Consider the following 16,668-nt stretch of genomic DNA (forward strand, 5'->3'; position numbering starts at 1 on the left):
AACCAAAAAAAAGGGTATAAAGATAAATTATCTTTATACCCCTATATTTCAGTTGTTTATATTTACTTAATCGTTCTATTGAAAAAATTGGTTATGGTTTTGTATAAGTGAATGCCCGTTTGCTTGCCACGAATACTGTGCTTCTTGCCAGGGTAATCCATAGTTTCAAACGGGATGGCCAAGTCTTGAAGGTGCTTGTATAGCATAGTCGAGTGAGTAAACAGTACGTTGTCATCCGCCATACCGTGGTAAATTAAAAGGTCGCCTTTAAGATCTTTTGCGTAAGGGAATACTGAAGATGCAGTATAAGCATCGTCATCCGTGTTTGGGTTACCCATGTAGCGTTCCGTGTAGTGGGTGTCATATAGGCGCCAGTCAGTTACAGGCGCACCCGACACTCCAGCTGCGAAGTAATCGCCCGCTTTGAACATGGTCATGAGAGTCATGTAGCCGCCATAGCTGTGACCGTGAACACCGATACGCTCAGCATCAACGAAAGGAAGTGTGCGTAAGAACTCTACGCCAGCAACCTGATCGTCCACCTCAATAAAGCCCATTTTTTTATAAATAGGATCTTCAAAGCCTTTACCGCGATAATTAGAACCGCGGTTATCTAGCGTAAATACCACATAGCCTTGATCAACCCAATGCTGGAATAACAAACCACGGTTACCCGCCCAGCTGTTTGTTACCACTTGTGCGTGCGGGCCGCCGTAAAGGTAAACAATAACAGGGTGCTTCTGTTTAGGGTTTTGCTTGGCACTGTCAGGCGTGTAAATTCGATACTTAAGGGTTGCGCCGTCCTTTGTGGTGATGTCACCAAACTCAGGTGCTGTCCAGCTATCCATATAGGTGTGCAGCGGGTGGCCTTCTTCAACCTTGTTCTCTTCAAGCCAGGTAATTCGCTCGCCGTTGGCGGTATTTAGGCTAACCTGTGCAGGTGAATTAATGGTCGAGAAACGATCGATAAAAATAGAGGCATCTTTGCTAAACGCAGCGCTGTGATATGCGCCTAGTTCAGTGATACGCGAAATCTCGCCGCCCTCTAAAGGCACGCTGTAAACATGACTTTCAAGTGGCGTGTCTTTGCGACCAGAGAAATACAAACGGTTGTTTGCGGTATCTATAGCTTCAACACTGTCTACAACCCAATCACCTTTGGTTAATTGCTTAACAAGCTTGCCGTTATTGTCGAAAAGGTAAAGGTGTTTATATCCATCGCGCTCAGACGCCCAGATAAACTGGCCTTTTTCTTTCAAGAAATAAAGGTCGTCGTGCAAATTTACCCACGTAGTGCTTTTTTCTGTAAGCAGTACGTTTTCTTTTTTACTATTAAGATCGAAGGCGCGCAGTTCTAAGGTTTGCTGATCTCGCGTTTGCCACTGGTAGGTAAATGTGGTGCTGTTTGGCATCCACTTGCCTCGTGCAAAATAAATGTCTTTATCTTCGCCTAAATCAACCCATGTGCGGTCGCCAGAACTGATGTCTTGAATAGCAAGTTCCACCAACACGTTCGGCGTGCCTGCCTTAGGATATTTTTGTTCGATAAGTTTGATATCGTCAGCATAAATTTCAGAGCGGGTGATCACGTCTACCGGGCTTTCATCCACCTTGGTAAATGCAATTTTTGTTTCATCAGGTGACCACCAATATCCAGTCATGCGGCCCATTTCTTCTTGCGCCACAAACTCCGCCATACCAAACTTGATGTTGCCGCCACCTTCTTTGGTAATGGCGGTTTCTTTACCTGATTCAATGTGTTTCACATAAAGGTTCTGGTCGCGAATAAACGAGATGTAGTTACCTTTTGGTGATAATTTAATATCAGTTTCAAAAGCGTCAGTGTCAAGTAACTGTTTTGCGCCCTTTTCACCGAGTTTGTGATAAAACACGTCGCCGCCTAGCGGGAACAACAACGCTTTGCCATCGTCAGACCATTGGTAGCTAACAATACCGCTGCCTGATAAGCGCATACGTTCCCGTCGCGCTTTTTCTTCATCAGAAAGCACTTCTTCGCCGCTTTGAAGGTCGTTTGAATCGAACAGCATGCGGGTTTGACCGCTTTCAATATGGTATTCCCATAAATCTAAGCGTTCGTAGTCAGTTTGTTTGCCTTTAAGGAATGTAACGCGCTGACCGTCAGGTGATACTTTTAATGAACGGGGGGCGTTGCCATCTAGTGAAGGTGAGGAGAAAATACGCTCAATTGTGAGCGTTTCAGCGTTTAAAGCAGTAGAGAGCATAGCGGCTCCAATTAAAAGGGCTTTTTTCATTTTTATCTGCATATTTGACTGTCGAAGGTTTGATTGTAGTTATATCAATTTATGATACAAGGTGCGACGTATGAAATCCGCAATGGTGCTAGGAGCGACAGGTTTAGTAGGACGAACGCTTGTAAATATGCTGTTACAGGACAGGCGTTACAGTGAAGTCACGTGTTTAGTTAGAAAGCCTCTTTCTTCGAGCATGTTTAAAGACCCTTATAACAAATTAAAACCTGTTGTTATCGACTTTGATTACTTTCAAGATTACCAAGGTTATTTCAGCGTAAACCATGTGTATTGTTGTTTAGGTACAACGCTTAAAAAGGCAGGCTCTAAACAGGCATTTCGCCGCGTCGATTTTGAATACGTCCATGTGGCAGCCCAGCTCACCCGTGCGCAACGCGCAGACAGCTTTGTCTGGATATCTTCGGTAGGTGCCGATGCGAAAAGCAGTAACTTCTATTTGAAGGTAAAAGGTGAGTTAGAAAATGCGATTATGCGTATGCCGCAACTGCCAAATGCCGCGGCGGTAAGACCATCTTTATTGCTTGGTGACAGAGAAGAGTCACGCACTTTAGAAGATTTAGCACAAAAAACCGCACCTATTTGGCAAAGTTTGATGAAGGGACCACTCAAAAAGTACCGGCCAGTACACGCGATTGATGTAGCAAGAAACATGATGTCGCTGCAGCGCTGGTAGTGAACTATCATAACCTTAACGTGAAGCGTTTTAGAACTTGGTATAGAATGCGCGGCTTTTAAACGTCTCGGTAACTTACCCCTCTATGTTTCGCTGCAAACAATTTACGGTGACTCAAGACCGCTGTGCGATGAAGGTGAATACAGATAGCCTGATTTTAGGGAGTTGGGTGAACGTCGGTGCTGCCGCGCATATTCTAGATGTTGGGACCGGCAGCGGCATACTAGCGCTAATGATGGCGCAAAAAGCCTTATCTTCATCGAAGATCGACGCTATAGAGATAGACGATAACGCTGCAGCGCAAGCGGCTTTTAATTTTGATAATGCTAAATGGTCACGCCAGCTGTCTGTTTACCATTGTGATATCTGTAAATTTGAGCCACTTTGCCTTTATGATTTAGTCGTTTCAAATCCTCCATACTTTGATGAAGCACTCAACATTACAAACGCCTATAAAGCTCAAAGTGAAGCTCGAAATCTGGCAAGGCAAACATCAGCCCTTCGCCCCGATACACTTTTCAGCGTAAGTAATGCGGTCTTAAATGAACGAGGTAGCATGTATTGTTTATACCCTTCATCTTTAGACGCCGACATAGTGCAGGTAGCAGAAACTTACGGTCTCCAGTTGCAGAGAATTCTTTACATAAAACATTCAAAAACCAAGTCGCCTTATCTTTGCGCCTTTCATTTTATTAAATCTTCTTCCGCGTCCTCATTACATGGCTGTAAGAACACGCAGGAACAAAACACTTTGGTTAGTAAAAATATACTGACGATAAGGAATGAAAAGGGCGATTACACGGATGAATATAAAGCGCTTTGTGAGCCTTTCTATTTGAAATTTTAATGAGCATTAGCACAGGAATATAGACTCAATGAATATTGTTGCGGAAGCTTTTGGTGCGATTGCTGTAGTTCTGAACTTCATAGGCTATCGTCAAACAAATGTGGACAAATATTTACTTATCTCGGCCTTTGCATTAGCGGCGTTGAGTGCACATTTTTTTATGCTCGACGCAATGGCTGCAGGGGTTGGTACTCTGCTCGCGAGCGTGCGTAACTTTATTGCGATTAAGCATAGAAGTAACGTTATCCTGTTTTTATTTATCGCAATAAATATGGGGTTCTTGGCCTATGAGTGGTTCGTGCTCAACCACAACTGGATAATATTTGTTGCCTATACGTCATCGCTTATTTTCACCGTTGGCTCTCTTGTCATTAGAAATACCCACACCATTAGAAAAGTATTCCTTGTTGCCGAAACCCTAGGGCTAATTTATGCCATTTCTGTTGGCAGTATTTTCGGTACAGTATTTAACGTGAGTAACTTAATAAGCATTGTCAGCAAATTGAGAAAGCCTTAAATATTGAGGTCGAAAATAGTGCTCCCCTTGTCGTATTAGACATATACCAAAGTACCGTATACCAAAGTGCAATGGGCTAAAGTTCAATTTAAAATTAGGTATGTAAGCGTATCATTATTAATCAGTGAGTATAGTTTCAGTAATTTTTCCTTGAGATGAGCGGAAGTAGACTCTGTATGCAGTAGTGAGGAGAGTATACGCGATGAACTCAATTGATAATTCTAAAAAAGTTGAACGCTCTGATTTGCTTGAACAATCATTTCAAAGCGCCATTAACAATGGTGCGGCGGTCAATGTATATGAGCAAGCCCAATTTTTCCGAAACGCCGCTTCGGCAAACGACAAGCCACGTCTAGTTGAAGCTCGAACCAGCCTAGAGACAGAGACGCTTTGGAAAAAGCGACTCTTTATGCTGTTGGAAGCTGAAAACAAATTGTTAAAAGTTATACGCTTACGTAAAATTACTGGTATATTTACAGTATTGAGTGTGGCTGTTTTTATATTTTCCCTGTTTGTAGCCCCTTCGATGTCTCCTAAAGCATTTTACAGCTTGGTCGCTGTGGCAGCATTTGGTATAGCCACTTACCCAGCATGGTTTTTACTTTCAAAAAGCAATAGGAAGCGACGAGACCAAATCTCTAGTTTGTTTTACAAGAGCAATCATGAAGTAGAGACGGCAGATGGCAAAATGACCTTAATAAACAGGGCGAACTATGCAAGTGTAACGCAAATACACATACTGGATCGCAAACTTGGATTATTCCCAAACACATAGGCATCATTATACTTCCAAGCTAATTATAGTACTTTTAGTAGCGTCCCTTATTCTTGGGGCGTTACTGCTAGCGCCCATGGATGCACTCGGGCAACTTCTCTCTTCAATAGTCATTCTTATTTTCATATCGCTTTGCAGTAAAGAAGCGAGGCACACTCAAAAATATCAGCATTTATTTCGCGTGTTCGCACTGGTGTTAGCAATAGCCCTTAGTGTTAGATACTTATTATGGCGAGGTATTTACACGCTGACTTATTCTGACTTTCTTTCAATGATAGCCGTCTTGTTGCTGTTTGGCGCTGAAATATACGCTGGCGTCACATCTGTACTGGGGGCTATCGTTAATGCGTTTCCACTCAGTCGACCTTTACTATCTCTAGAAGGTGTAGATAGATCCACACTGCCTAGTGTAGATGTCATGATCCCAAGCTACAACGAAGATGATGATATATTAGAAGTAACCATTCGAGCCGCGAAAATGCTAGATTATCCAAAGGATAAACTTCATATTCACCTGCTTGATGATGGCGGAACAGACCAAAAAATTAATGCTGAAAACCCAGCTTCAGCAGCGTCGGCAAAACAACGAAGAGAGAGGCTTCAGGGCCTTTGCGAACGTTTGGACATCACCTACCACACGCGGGCAAAAAATGAGTTCGCTAAGGCAGGTAATGTTAATAGTGCAATTCAAAATACCACTGGTGATTTAATAGTTATCTTAGACGCAGACCATGTGCCTACCGCTGACTTTTTAGATAGAACCGTCCCTTGGATGCTCAAAAACGAGAAAGTATTCCTTGTTCAAACCCCCCATTTTATGGCGAACCCTGATCCCGTTGAGCGTAACTACTTCTCGGCATTCACTCGTATGCCGTCAGAAAACGACATGTTTTATGGAACCATACAAAAGGGGTTAGATTACTGGGGAAGCTCATTTTTCTGTGGTTCTGCTGCGCTAATGCGTCGGAAACATTTAGATTTAGTTGGCGGTATTTCTGGCGACTCCATTACCGAAGATGCAGAAACTGCCCTAGATTTGCACAAAATGGGTTACGAATCTGTGTATGTTGATAGGCCCATGGTGAGTGGTTTAGCGCCAGAAACTTTCGATGCATTTATTCAACAGCGTATGCGCTGGGCTCAGGGAATGACTCAGATTCTACTGCTTAAAAAACCTTTTAAAGCCGAAGGTTTAAAATGGTATCAGCGAGTTGGCTACATGAGTTCAATCATGTTTTGGCTATTTCCTTTTGCTCGGATTATTTTTCTACTAATGCCGCTAGCGTATCTTGTATTTGGCCTTCAGGTTTATCACGCCTCTATACTGGAAATTTTTGCGTTCACACTGCCCCACGTTATAGCCACTTACATGATTTCCACTATGCTGTTTGGGCGAACCCGATGGCCTCTGGTTTCCGAGCTTTATGAGATACTCCAATGTGCGTTTACGCTAAATGCTCTGATCAAAGTCTTTTTAAAGCCAAGGGCCCCTTCATTTGTGGTTACGCCAAAGGGTGAAAGCCTAGAAAAAACCTTCATATCACCGTTATCCAACATCTTCTATTGGTTGATATTAATCATAACTTTTGCTCTGGGTAGTGGGGTTTATAAATTTATTACAGAACCGCTTACGAGAGAGTTAACGGTAGTAGTAATGCTATGGAATATTTTCAACTTAATTTTATTATTATCGGTTCTTAGTGTTTTACTTGAGCGAAAACAAGTAAGAAGCCAAGCGCGACTGCCAGCAACAAATAGCGTTGTGATTAAAACGAGTACCGACGAAGCCTGGGTGGGGGATCTGGTCGATCTTTCATTAGGAGGTGCGCGACTAAGACTAAAAGGGGCAGGGGCGCTTGTACCTGAAAGCGCTACTTTTACCTCGTGGAGTCACGCACTTAGTAAAAATGTGCATATACCCATCAAGGTACTGCACTACGACAGTTCGTCGAAAATATTGAGGGTGCGTTTTGCCCCTCAAAACGACGAACAAGAAAACGAAGTTGTCGCTTATTCACTATGTGATAGTTTGCGTTGGATGTCATTTCAACGAAGAAGAACAAGAGCTATTTCATACTGGTTTGGCGCAAAACACGTGCTAAAAGTCGGGCTAAAGCCGGCTTTACTGCATATGCTTGTACTAATGGGGAAATTCGCCGGTAAATTAGGATTACTTGCTAAGCCGGCAAAGGAAAATCAATGATAAAAAAATACCTTATTCCACTATGGCTTTTGTGCATGCCTTTTACCCTTGCAGCACAAACAAACTCGTACCGACTAACCGATTTTTACGGTGGTGACGGAACGGTTCGACTTCAAGGTAAATCCGCGTCGGTAGACATTCCCATTCCCCTGAGTTTCGTCGCAGACGTGGATAGCGCCCTATTAACGCTTGAAGTGGTGAGTTCGCAAGCCTTAATTAGAAAGCGTTCGCAGCTGTATGTCAGATTCAACAATGCAACCATCGGACAGATTGCTTTTGACCCTGACAGACCTTCCCTTGTATCTGAGGTTACTATTCCCAACGCTCTCTGGCGTGCGGGGTTTAACTCACTTACTCTTGCGGTGAGCCAGCACTACGCAGAGCAATGTGTAGACGGCAACGCACCGGAATTGTGGAGTGAAATCAATGTGTATAGTTCTACATTAAAGATAGCCACCTCAATCAATGAGAAGCGTTTCACATTAGATGCATTGAGCGGGTTCTTTAACCCTGGAATTGGCGGTCAGCGTAATGTTCACCTCTATACTGCACGGGAAGTGAACCCATTATTAAAGCAAAAAACACTGCCCATTGTTGCGCAGGCATTGGCCCTTCGAAATCAGTACCAGCCACTTATTATCCAGCAGGAGAGTTTTGATGATGGCTACGTGCTTCCGCAGACCGAAGATGATTTTTGGAATGAGCAAAACATAGCACAATACGAGCGCACCGCGTGGTACCTCGAGCCAGAGCAAGAGCAACCTGTTCACGTGCTAGTGGGTACTGTTGAAGCTTTATCGCCAGTGTTATCTGATGAAGTGATCAACGATATCGACGGCGCATTTTTAAAAGCGCAGCGCACCCCAGCCTTTGTGAAAGACAAAAAGATTATTGTGCCAGCTAGCTATAGGCTGATTGTAAGTGGAACGACACAAAATGAAGTGCTAGAAGCGGCCAAGGCCTTGGCGGTTATGGATGATGCTATCAACCCCGTTTCTCAGGTAAAGGTGCTTTCTCAGTCTCAAATGCAGCCAGATACTCTTCAGCGTAACCGTATCTTGAACCCTGATAACCACTATACGTTTGAAGATTTTGGCGTACCGACAACGCAATTTAGGGATGAGGGCGACTTTAACAAGCGCGTCTCCTTTAGGCTACCCGCTGATTTTTATGTTCCTGAAAACGCATCGGTCAGTTTGCTTTTAGATTTCGGTTACGGTGCAGGATTTGGACCTGGCTCAGTAATGAACGTAAAAGTAAATGATGAGTTGGTCCACGGCTTGGCACTTAACAATATTAATGGTCAATCGTACAGAGATTACCAGTTACGCATTCCTGCTCGATTCTTCAAAGGCGGCGTTAACAATCTAGATTTTGCAGTTACCTTAAGACCTCCGCTCGCCGGCGTAGCGTGCGACGACGTGCCAGGGTCCCATCTCGTTTTTCAGCTAGATAACTCTTCGGTTATTGAGCTTCCAAGTGCGGGACATGTCGCAGTGCAGCCCAATTTAGCCATGCTCTCTGAAACTGCTTATCCATTTGCGCGCTTCAAATCTGCGCCTGTTTCGAGTATTGCAATACCGTCAGATGACTACTTGAATACGGCGTTAACGTTGTCTGCTAAGTTTGCGCAAGCAGCTCAAGCTCCGTTACTAAACGTTGAAATCGTATCGGGGAGTGATATTTCTGCCGAAGGTTCGGTCCTTGTGCTTGGAACGCCAGATACCCTTTCAAGCATTGAGCAGGAAGAATTTAGTACAGCAATAGATGCGACTAAGCGCTGGTCTTACAGACTTCAAAATAATCTGTACAACCAAATAAGAAATATGACGGATGACAAGTCTTTTAAAGAAATGCGAATTGATGGAAACACTGTACAGGAAAGTGATTTGGGGGCGCAGGCGATACTCACAGCGCAAGCACATCCCGTTTCATCAGACACCGATACACTTTTCATCATGGCTGCGCAAACGCCAGAGTTACTTCAAGCGAGAGTAGAAGACTTGGTTAGCTTGTCGTTGTGGGGGCAAATGGCAGGGGATTTCTTTGCTTGGAAAGATGCGTTATCGCCATCGCTTATCATGCAAGTAAGTGAAAAATATGAAGTGGGTGAAGCTGACGATAACTGGCTGCACTTAAGACTTTGGCTTTCCAACAATCCTTGGTATTGGCTGATTGGCTTTATCATTTTGGTCTTTATCGTAAGCATGGTGATTTACCTACTGCTTAAACGTAGAAATGAACAAGTACAAGACTCATGGTAGCGCTAAGAAAAGCAACAAGGGCGCTGTCTTTTATTGGCTTTTTGTGTGTTCTGATGTCTTGTACTACAAAAGACGATAGCGAGTTCAAAGCTCAGTTCATGGCCTACAAAGCGCTATTTATTGATGGCGGTCGCGTAATTGATACGGGAAACGGTGACGTTTCCCATAGCGAGGGGCAGGGCTACGGTATGCTTTTCGCTATTGCCGCCGATGATAAAGAGACCTTTGATGCACTATGGCAATGGACTAAAAGTACGCTTATGCGTAAAGATGGGCTCTTTAGTTGGCGATATCGACCGTGCACCGGCAGCCCGTCTTCTTGTATTGATGATCCTAACAATGCCTCTGATGGAGATTTATTGATTGCGTGGGCGCTTTTAAGAGCAAGTGAAAAGTGGGGCGTGAACGAGCTTAAAGAAGATGCGCGAAACATCGTCGGAGCGATTGAAAGCACCCTGTTGGTTAAGTATGACAAGGCCGTTTTACTTTTGCCGGGTGAGTACGGATTCAGTGTAAAATCAGATGAAATCACCAGCATGCAGCTCAATATGTCCTACTGGATTTTTCCGGCACTTTCTGAGCTATCGTCCCTTTCATCAACGCCATCAAAATGGGACAACCTCTTTGAAACAGGCTTGTTTCTACTTTCGAATATGCAGTTTTCATCTTACCGTTTACCGAGCGACTGGGTTCGCTTTGAACCCAAAAGTGTGGACATCGATAACGATAAGTTTAAAGGCAGGTTGACGTTAGAAAATGTCGTATCACCAGAGTTTGGTTTCAACGCCGTTCGGATCCCGCTCCAATTAGTTTGGTCTGAAGGCGTTCGAGACGATAATGAGTTAGCAGAGCGATTGCTTGAACCCTATTATGAGTGGTGGGCGCTTGAACCAACCCCTGCGACAATAAACCTGCTTACCGAGCAAACGGCTGAGTATGAAATGACAGACGGCATGCGTTCGGTGAAACTTGCAGTAGATGAAATTATGAATTCGAAAGCCGCAAAATGGCCCACAGTTAATCGAAAAATGGATTACTATTCAGCCAGCTTAACTTTGCTTTCCATGCTAGCAGTAGCGGATAACGCCTCGTGAAAGATACATTTAAACGTACTGCTCTCGTGCTTGCTTTGGGTGCCATAACGGCTTTACTTGTGCCAACCCAGGCTATTGGGCAAACAAAAACAACCTATAAAGAGAAGGACTTAGGTCTTCTACCATCACAGCAGGTGCAGCCTGATTTGACCGGTCTTTGGTATCATATCAACGAGCGACAGGTGAAGCAGGCCAATGACGAATTTGGACGTTTAAAGGCGCTTTACCCTGGGTGGCAAGTACCAAAAGAAGTCGAAACTGAACTAAACAGACTAAATGGTAGATTAAAAGGTACATTAAAGCCTGCTCCTGTAAAGCCGCTAGAATCAGACGAGCCCAAACGAGCCTCACAAGAGCGCGAGTCAACGCTTCTCAAAGCGTCACCAAAGGTTTCGGCGCTAGAGGAATTTGCTCAGCGTACGCCAAAGGCCCGCGCCAATGCCTCAGAGCAACAAGTGAGACGATTAGTTGAACTTAGTAACCAATTGAAGCGAACAGACTTTTATTTGTTGATGGGATGGACCGCTATCGATAAAGGTATGCTCGACATAGCGACGAAGCAGTTCTCTTTGGCGTTAGAAACGGCTGTACGTGACATAGATAAGCAGTCGGCGCAGCAGGGACTTGATAGCGTTACGGGTATCTGGTTACAGCAAGCGCTAGCGTTACGAGACTTTGAAGCGCTTGAAACCTTCCTTGAGCTAGATAATAGCAACTATGTCAAAGATGTACTCATAGGAGAGGCGTGGCAGCAATATGATGCTAAAAACTATACATTTTCTGAAGCGCTCTTTCATTTGGTAGATGATGATGAAGGTAAGTACTTAGCGCTGATTGCGCAGGAAACAGAGTCCTCTAAACAAGACGCTTTCGCTTTAGCGTGCAGTATTAATACCGACGTTTTTATTCGTCGCTGTGCTGATGCGCTAGCAACGCGACAAGCGCAGTTTTATGACTCAATGCGTTACAAACAAAGTATTGAGGCGGGTGAAGCACTTTCCCAGTTAAGGCGACTGAGTCTTGATGAGCAAGCCCTGATTGGTTGGGCTGCGAAAGAAATACAAGATACTACAACCGCCACTGCAGCGTTTGAGCGTGTGTTATCGAAAACGCCAAATGATAGCGTTATTGCTAACGAACTGGTTTCACTTAATCAAAGTGACGATACCACATTGAATAGGTTGGCACTTAAATACACTGAAGTAAAACGTATTTTGCAAGAGCGCACTACTCGCAATGCTTGGCCAAGAAAACAGTTTTGGCTCGCTTATCAAAACGACGATCCACGAGGGGTTTTATCACAAACTAAAGATGGTCTAAGTGCTGTCTATGGAATGAATACCCGCAGTCGAAGTGGCGGAGAAGGGCTTGGCAACTTCGACGTTCTGTCGCAATACGTCGGCATTGGCAGCGGTTATAAAAACTGGCTATGGCAAGTATCGCTCGACTACAAGCAGTTCTATAGCGGTCGTCCACAAACTAATGATTGGTTTGGTGATAGGCAATTAGGCAGTACATTTTCAGGAATAAGCGGTTTTGAAGATACAGCCCTTCGGGCTGAAGCGTTTTATCAGGCACCAGACTTTAATTTTTACGTTAATTTAGATTATGCCATGTTTGACCAGCCTGTGAAGGCGGAAGTGACAGGGCAAATCTCGGCAACAAAGTTCTTAGCAAATACTACCGTCGCGGCTACCTTATTTCGAAAAGCGAAAGAAGATAGCTTATTAAGCCAGACCGGCACATTCTATACTGACCATACGCAAGCTTGGGGCTACGTTATAGAAAGTGGGGTTCGGGGTTTGGTGGCTCACTCCATAACTGACAAAGTGTCTGTCGCAGGAACGGCTCAGGTAAGCCGACTCGAAGGCGAACGCGTTGCCAATAATAGCTCGCTATCAGTCCGTGGTGATATGAGTTATGACATTGCAAGTTTGGTCTCCCCCAAACTTGATTACTGGCGTGTTGGGCCATTCTTGAGCTATACAAGCTATGATAAAAATTTAAGTGGCTTTACGGTCGGCAATGGTGGCTACTTTAGCCCAAGCCAGTTCATCAGTATTGGCGGCTATTCAGAGCTATTGACGCTTGAAGCACTTAACTGGCAAATTAAGCTACGAAGCTCACTTGCGTTTTCACGTGTTGAACAAGACGATGATCTGCGCTTTCCTACAGGAGAAGCGTTTCGTCCTCAAGACTTAGATGAGGCTTTTGGTGAAAGCTCAGATACGGGCTTAAGCGGCAACTTTATGGCTGAGGGCCAATATCGTTTCAACGACAACTGGATTGCGGCAGGTTATATTGGAAAAGCGTTCGCTGTTGAGTATCAGGCGTTTGAAGCGGGAATTCAAATTAGATGGAGAGCAGGGAAAGGTGATGGCGTTACCAGCGATGAGTTGTTGCTATCATCCCCAAGAATAAGCGGCTTTGCATTGTAAAGCCGCTTCCAACTGCATTCTTTGCTATCTTTTCTTAAGATTTAAAGATTTTTTGGACGCTAGCTAGTCTTTCTACGCCTGGTTAGCATAAGACATCCTGCGCCAAACAAAATAGCGATTGAAGCCGGTTCACTGACGTTAATAGCGCCAAACCGATAGTTATTTATTTGGCCTGTGGGCGCAACATAGGTTTCGCCATTGTCATTAACCAGCTCCTTGAACGGCGTTTCAAATCTATTAGCAACCACGTTGCCATCAACATGACCATTGTAAAAACTTAGCTCTGCGTATGGCGCTAGTACACTACCTTTTACGCCCACACTGTGCAGGGTAAGATCTACAGCATCAACAAAATTAAATAAAATATTGTTAGTATAACGACCATCGTGACGCTGGCCGACATTGTTGTCGTTGTCTCTATACTGGCCGTTCTCTCTGAAATATTCATTTTCCTGCGTAAACGCGGTATTAAAGAAGCCAGTATTGAAAAGCTCTACCGTCTCACCATACACATTAATAATGTTGTAGCTGGTGGTAGAGAAATCATAAACAATGCCTTTGTCGCCAGCGCTAAACCAACTTGAATCAATGTTATAGATATTTATATCATCAGTGCCAGAAAAGGTGATGGTATGTAGTTTAGTGGTATTAGGATCGCTGCACGTTATCGCTTGTTTGGGATCCTTTACGTCTGTGCAGGACAATGTTGTTGTACCATTCGCGGTCATTGACGCAAATTCTTGAGACTGCGCTGTAGCCTCAGCTGCGATCCCGTTAAAATCAATGTTATTGACGTCGACTTTGTTCACGCTGCCCTGCTTAACAGAAGCGGCTTTTGAGCCATTAATTGCCGAGAAGTTATTGATGTCGTTCAGCGTAACAACGCCTTTCACTTCACTACTATCAAGCTCAACGCCGGACTCAGCAAAAACATTTCCGTTTTCAACCTGAGAGCCATATTCACTGGTATTGCTAATACTGCCATAAACGCTATTAGGCCCACCAAGCTTGACGGTGTTCGCGTAGACATCACCGGAAACTACTTTTGAATTCCCTAGTTTTACGTCGCCTTGCGATGAAATACCGCCAGATTCGACAGTAGAGTTGATTAGGTTTACGGTCTGCTCGGCATTTACTGCCTTATCGAAAGAGAGTTCAGAGCCAAATACCATACCCGATACGGTAGTCGAGCCGCCGTGTACGTCGCCGCGAGTGAAATGCAGGTTACCACCTACAGCAAGCGCCGACTCTGATAAGTCTGGAGACAGCAATAAGCCAACGTTAAAGTCGGTGACGCGCATCTCTCCACCAACAGCAAGACGACCTTCTACATCAGAAGACTTTCCTTCAAAATCTTGGAAGATAAACGCGTTGTAATTAAACGCTTCGCTTAATTCAATTTTGGCTGCCGACACCTGAGGTGCTGACACCACTGCTACTAATACAGCAGTGTTGAGTATTGTTTTGTGCATAATGGCTCCAGTGACATCCGAGTCTGGAACCGAGTTTCAACATGGATTTTCCAGACACACCGAATAGTACGATCTGAACAAAATTCATGCGATAGCACAAGAGATACTTTGGTATAAGACCTTATACGAAAAAAGCCACCCGAAGGTGGCTTTCATATATTTCATAAGTTAATAAGAGCTTGTTAGCTACTCTTCTTAACCAAAACGGATACTTTATCGATACCCGCAATTTTAACTTGGTTCATTACTTCTACCACAGTACCGTGCTCACTGTCTTCGTGTGCCTGGATTGCTGCCGTATCTGTATTGTTTTCCGCTAAGTATGTCTGTGCGTTAGCTACAACACGACGAATATCAACTTCACGACCACCCATCATAATTGTGCCATCGGCATCAATACGAATAGAAAGCGCTTTTGAAGGCTTATCGTTTTTAGCTTGATTATCTTCAGGACGGTTTACATCTAAACCTTTCTCTTTCACGAACGAGGTCGTTACGATGAAGAAAATCAACATGATGAACACGATGTCCAACATGGGGGTCATATCAATCTGAGCCTCGTCTTCAGCCGAGGTATGCTTCTTTCTTTTCATCTCGTCTTCTTTCTTCTGTTACGTTCGAGCCATTTAGTATACTGCTTGTTACAAAAATATACAGACTTTTGTATAAAAACAGTGTGCTCATTAACACTTGTTGTTGAAAAAATACTCAGTTTCACGGTAATAAAACAACAAACTATGTTTGTTTTCGTGAAATAGCGACACCTAATTGGTAAAAATACAACATCAATGCCTGATTGAGTGATGTACGCAAGTTACCATGAGGATAAATGCCAAGTCTAGCTTCCGTTGATTTTTTTGTCCCTTGCACCAAGAACGCATTTTTGATCTCGTGATCTTGGATGCAGGCTTCAAATGCCCGGGCAGCCATCTCCTGAGGCATAGCATAATAATACATTTTTAGCGCGCGATCAGCTTCTACGGATCGCACAAAGTACTCATTTGGCCTTTTTTGATCATTTAAGAAGAGCTGAGAGAAACAATCGCTCAATTTTTGATTCAATGGGTGAGGGTTCATAGGTGCATTGTCCAGCCATGCCTGCGTTGCAAAGCTACCTGCACCAATGCCGTCGAACATGCGTGGTGCTATGTAGTGATCGAACGCGTGAAACCATTCGTGTGCTAACGCACCGGCACCAGCGTTTTTAGCCAGTGCAAGCTGTCGCTTTGCGCTATTGTAATGAGCACTACTGTGTTTTTGTCCTCCGCTACCAAAAGCAAGCGATAGGGAACCGTTCAGCGACAAAACCTGCTCGTTAATGTTTAGGATCGTAACCAGATCGTAAAGCGCATCAAAAAATAAATTGGCTGCGATCTGCTGTTCTTCAGCCGTTACCCATCGACCCACAGTGATCGTAGCGAAATTGAACAGCTTGCGAATATCTTGAAATGAAACGTCAGCGCCGTCTCTGTGGCTTGGACCATTGCGATAAAACTGCTGATGAATACGGCCTTTATTTTCCAACGCTGATATCCAAATATAATGCGGGCTTAGGCCATCGAGACCAGCAACTGCTCACACCATGCTTCGATGCGTGCGTCTGTTTTGTCGTATTGGTTTTCATCGTCAAGAGACAGGCCAACAAACTGAGCTTTATCTTCGGTTAAGGCTTTTGATGCAGTAAACTCATAGCCTTCATTTGGCCAGTAACCGACTATCTTGCAGCCTGAGGGCAAAATTGCATCGTAGAGCATACCTAACGCATCTTGGAACCATTCTCCATAACCGAGCTGATCGCCAAGGCCAAACAGGGCAATAGTTTTCCCAGATAAATCTAAGCCGTGAACCTCTTCCCAGTGAGACTCCCAATCCTCTTGGAGCTCGCCAAAATCCCAGGTTGAAATGCCGAATATAATAATGTCGTAGTCGGCAGTGCGCGTTAGATTCACGTCCTTGATGTTATGAAGGTCAACAATGTCTTCGTCAAAAAGGCTATTGAGCTGCGCTTGGATTTTTTCCGCCGCCATTTCGGTATAGCAGGTTGTGGAGCCGTAAAATAATCCGATGGACAGTGCGCTATCACTCATTAGATAC

13 protein-coding genes are annotated in these 16,668 nt (G+C 44.2%); 8 read left to right on the forward strand and 5 right to left on the reverse strand.

The features are described 5' to 3' along the window. Positions 1-62 precede the first annotated feature (62 nt). Positions 63-2,273, reverse strand: coding sequence for a S9 family peptidase (locus GVO62_RS17730; protein WP_159120384.1), 2,211 nt, complete (start codon positions 2,271-2,273; stop codon positions 63-65). A gap of 70 nt (positions 2,274-2,343) precedes the next feature. On the opposite strand from GVO62_RS17730, the gene GVO62_RS17735 reads away from it, so the two are divergent. From GVO62_RS17735 to GVO62_RS17770, 8 genes are all read left to right on the forward strand, one after another. Next, complete coding sequence (locus GVO62_RS17735) at positions 2,344-2,964, forward strand: NAD(P)H-binding protein (RefSeq protein WP_159120385.1); 621 nt, start codon at positions 2,344-2,346, stop codon at positions 2,962-2,964. An 85-nt stretch (positions 2,965-3,049) separates the two neighbouring features. Continuing rightward, positions 3,050-3,811, forward strand: coding sequence for a tRNA1(Val) (adenine(37)-N6)-methyltransferase (locus GVO62_RS17740; RefSeq protein WP_159120386.1), 762 nt, complete (start codon positions 3,050-3,052; stop codon positions 3,809-3,811). Between the two features lie 28 nt (positions 3,812-3,839). Continuing rightward, positions 3,840-4,328, forward strand: coding sequence for a YgjV family protein (locus GVO62_RS17745; protein ID WP_105930357.1), 489 nt, complete (start codon positions 3,840-3,842; stop codon positions 4,326-4,328). A 202-nt stretch (positions 4,329-4,530) separates the two neighbouring features. Further along, positions 4,531-5,103 carry a hypothetical protein gene (locus GVO62_RS17750; protein ID WP_159120387.1) on the forward strand — a complete coding sequence of 191 codons (573 nt, stop codon included), beginning with the start codon at positions 4,531-4,533 and terminating at the stop codon, positions 5,101-5,103. After that, the gene (gene bcsA / locus GVO62_RS17755; protein WP_159120388.1) at positions 5,081-7,306 is read left to right on the forward strand and encodes a UDP-forming cellulose synthase catalytic subunit; all 2,226 of its coding nucleotides are present in this window, start codon (positions 5,081-5,083) and stop codon (positions 7,304-7,306) included. The genes GVO62_RS17750 and bcsA overlap by 23 nt, the downstream gene beginning before the upstream one ends. After that, complete coding sequence (locus GVO62_RS17760) at positions 7,303-9,570, forward strand: cellulose biosynthesis cyclic di-GMP-binding regulatory protein BcsB (RefSeq protein ID WP_159120389.1); 2,268 nt, start codon at positions 7,303-7,305, stop codon at positions 9,568-9,570. Before bcsA ends, GVO62_RS17760 begins: the two co-directional genes overlap by 4 nt. Continuing rightward, positions 9,564-10,664, forward strand: coding sequence for a glycosyl hydrolase family 8 (locus tag GVO62_RS17765; RefSeq protein WP_159120390.1), 1,101 nt, complete (start codon positions 9,564-9,566; stop codon positions 10,662-10,664). The genes GVO62_RS17760 and GVO62_RS17765 overlap by 7 nt, the downstream gene beginning before the upstream one ends. Further along, positions 10,661-13,102: a cellulose synthase subunit BcsC-related outer membrane protein gene (locus GVO62_RS17770; protein ID WP_159120391.1), complete on the forward strand. Its 2,442-nt coding sequence runs from the start codon at positions 10,661-10,663 to the stop codon at positions 13,100-13,102. Before GVO62_RS17765 ends, GVO62_RS17770 begins: the two co-directional genes overlap by 4 nt. A 59-nt stretch (positions 13,103-13,161) precedes the next feature. Here the strand turns inward: GVO62_RS17770 and GVO62_RS17775 are convergent, their stop codons facing one another. The 4 genes from GVO62_RS17775 to fldB all read right to left on the reverse strand — a co-directional run bounded on the left by GVO62_RS17775 (position 13,162) and on the right by fldB (position 16,661). After that, positions 13,162-14,574, reverse strand: a complete 1,413-nt coding sequence (locus GVO62_RS17775; RefSeq protein WP_159120392.1) for a collagen-binding domain-containing protein — start codon at positions 14,572-14,574, stop codon at positions 13,162-13,164. Positions 14,575-14,756: 182 nt separating this feature from the next. Beyond that, positions 14,757-15,167 carry an ExbD/TolR family protein gene (locus GVO62_RS17780; protein ID WP_105930350.1) on the reverse strand — a complete coding sequence of 137 codons (411 nt, stop codon included), beginning with the start codon at positions 15,165-15,167 and terminating at the stop codon, positions 14,757-14,759. A gap of 142 nt (positions 15,168-15,309) precedes the next feature. Then, a complete protein-coding gene (locus tag GVO62_RS17785; protein ID WP_159120393.1) occupies positions 15,310-16,098 on the reverse strand; it encodes a CLCA_X family protein in 789 nt (262 codons plus the stop codon). A 26-nt stretch (positions 16,099-16,124) separates the two neighbouring features. Beyond that, a complete protein-coding gene (fldB, locus tag GVO62_RS17790; protein WP_159120394.1) occupies positions 16,125-16,661 on the reverse strand; it encodes a flavodoxin FldB in 537 nt (178 codons plus the stop codon). Positions 16,662-16,668 lie beyond the last annotated feature (7 nt).

This window comes from Alteromonas sp. KUL150, assembly GCF_009811475.1.
Taxonomy (GTDB): Bacteria; Pseudomonadota; Gammaproteobacteria; order Enterobacterales; family Alteromonadaceae; genus Alteromonas; species Alteromonas gracilis.